General features: G+C 53.0%; 2 protein-coding genes. Both read left to right on the top strand.

What is annotated here, in order from left to right; all coding sequences use genetic code 11:
• Positions 1–829, top strand: an 829-nt coding sequence (locus ACTQZS_RS15265) for a recombinase family protein (RefSeq protein ID WP_441476581.1), incomplete at its 5' end; no start/stop codon positions are given.
• Positions 777–2,159: a recombinase family protein gene (locus tag ACTQZS_RS15270; RefSeq protein WP_441476582.1), complete on the top strand. Its 1,383-nt coding sequence runs from the start codon at positions 777–779 to the stop codon at positions 2,157–2,159. The genes ACTQZS_RS15265 and ACTQZS_RS15270, both read left to right, overlap by 53 nt.
• Positions 2,160–2,423 lie beyond the last annotated feature (264 nt).

Here is a 2,423-nt window from a genome sequence, read left to right on the forward strand (position 1 = left end):
GACCAAGAGTGGTGCCAGATTTTACCGGAAAACGGTGGCCAGGATCCTGGGAAACGAGGAGTACAAGGGCGACTTCGTACAGTTCAGGCACTTCGTGGATGAGCACCGGAAGGAGAGGAAGAATACCGGGGAACACACCATGGTCTACTACAAAGAGAATCATCCGCCGATCGTGACGAATGATCTCTGGGAGAAAGCCCAGAAGGCACTCGGCGTCCGGAAGTTGCCAAAGAAGGAACCGGAGAAGAGACTGCCCATGGAGACATTTCCTTATAAGGATCAGCTCTACTGCGCAAAGTGTGGAAATAAGCTGATGCGATCCTACACCGGAGGGAAGAACCGCTGGGTATGCTCAGGAAAAGAGCGATTCAGCAGCGACTTCTGCCCCGGCGTTTCCATCCCTGACGAGGTGGTGAAGAGCTGGGGAGTTTTTTCCGAAGACCGGTATATCAATGAAAGGATCGACCGGGGAAGAGTCACGGGTTTTACCTATGAGGACACAAAGAGCTGGCACAAGGCACACACGAAGAAAGTCCACATCCAGAGCGCACCGGCTCTCACAGAAGCAAATTACCCATACAAGGACCGGATTTTCTGCAAGTACTGCGGCGGGAAGCTCCGACGCATCATCGCAAACAACGGAAGCGTGAAATGGATCTGCAACACCATGAGCCGATATGGCAAGGGCGCCTGCAGGGGCGTCAGGGTTCCGGATGAGATGCTGCAATCCCTGCGCGATTACCCTGGCCTTGTTTACATTGGAAAGGAGAAGATCGATGGCAAAGAGTGTTACGGTTATTCCCGCAAGCCAGACAAAAAAGTCAGCTGAGGGGACAAAGAAGAAGGTCCGGGTGGCTGCCTACTGCCGGGTCTCGACAGAGCAGGAGGAGCAGCTTGGCTCCTTTGAGAACCAGGTCAGCTACTACACAGAATTGATCAACAAGAATCCGAACTGGGAGATGGCCGGGATCTTCTCGGATGAGGGCATCTCCGGAACCGGGACGAAAAAGCGTCAGGGCTTCCAGAACCTCATCCGGGCCTGCCGCGAGGGAAAGGTCGATCGGGTGATTACGAAGTCCATCTCCCGTTTTGCCCGTAACACCGCTGACTGCCTGCGTTACTCACGGGAGCTGAAGGACCTCGGCATTCCCATTTATTTTGAGAAGGAAAAAATAGACACGATGGCAGCATCCGGGGAGTTGCTCTTTACCATCCTCTCCTCCCTTGCGCAGGAGGAGAGCCGTAACATCTCGGAGAATACGACATGGGGCATCCGGTCGAAGTTCAAGAGAGGTCAGCCGATGCTCAACACTGAGCGCTTCATGGGATACGACAAGGATGAGAACGGAAACCTTGTCATCAACCCGGAGCAGGCCAGGGTGGTAGAAAGGATCTTCCGGTACTTTCTGGAAGGATGGTCGCTCGAAGAAATCGCTCAGAGGCTTCGGGCAAAGAACGTCCCGGGCGTGACGGGAAAAGCGGCATGGAACGCGAACACGATCCGGCGGATGCTCCAGAACGAAAAGTACAAGGGCGACCTTCTGATGCAGAAGACTTATACCGTGGATTTCCTTTCCAAGAAGATGGTGGCTAACAATGGAGAGAAGGACCAGTACTACGTGCAGGGAAATCACAAGCCCATCATTCCTCCGGATGATTGGGAGGCTGCGCAGGCCGAGCTGAAACGCCGGGAGGGCTTCATGGAAAGCCACGGCATCAAGGAAATCAGCTCGAAGGTGGGGACAGCATTCTTCAACAAGGTGTACTGCGGAAGCTGCAAAAGCCGCTTCATCCGGAGAAGCTGGACCGGAATTAAGGAACCCTTCTGGAAGTGCTTCCAAGCGGAGAAGGCGCAGGGAAAAACCTGCAAAGCTTTGAACGTGAAGGAGGCGGTTCTTCAGGAGGCTGTGGTGATCGCATGGAACAGTATCGTTGAGAACCGGGATCAGGAGATGGAGCGATGGGAGAAAATGAAACACTCCGAGAATCCGCTGGAACGGCTTCGCGGAAAACAGATGATCGAGCTCACCGCAGAAGGAAAGCTCGACTTCGAGATCCCGGAACTCACGCGGATGGTCCTTCAAGAGATCACGGTTCATAGCCCTACGAGCTTCACCATCACCTTCCTGGATGGAACAGTGAAGAACGTAAGGATATGAGAGAAGAGTAGCCCTTGCCGAAGATGGCAGGGGCGTTTTTTCATTTTCGGGAACGAGTTTTCATTTTGCGCTGAGGTTGTAAGCTATGGGAAAGATTGAAATTTTGCGCTGAGGTTGTAGCGAAGCATCGATTCTTCCATGGAGGAAGCAAAGCACTTCAGCGAAGCATCAGAGAACGGATAGGCTCCTATATATGCACGAGGGTTGTGTGGATAAGGGAAGGATTTTATTTTGCGCAGTGGTTGTCAAACTGTTATTGCAATA

This window comes from Bilifractor sp. LCP19S3_H10, from assembly GCF_052119185.1.
Classification (GTDB): Bacteria; Bacillota; Clostridia; order Lachnospirales; family Lachnospiraceae; genus Bilifractor.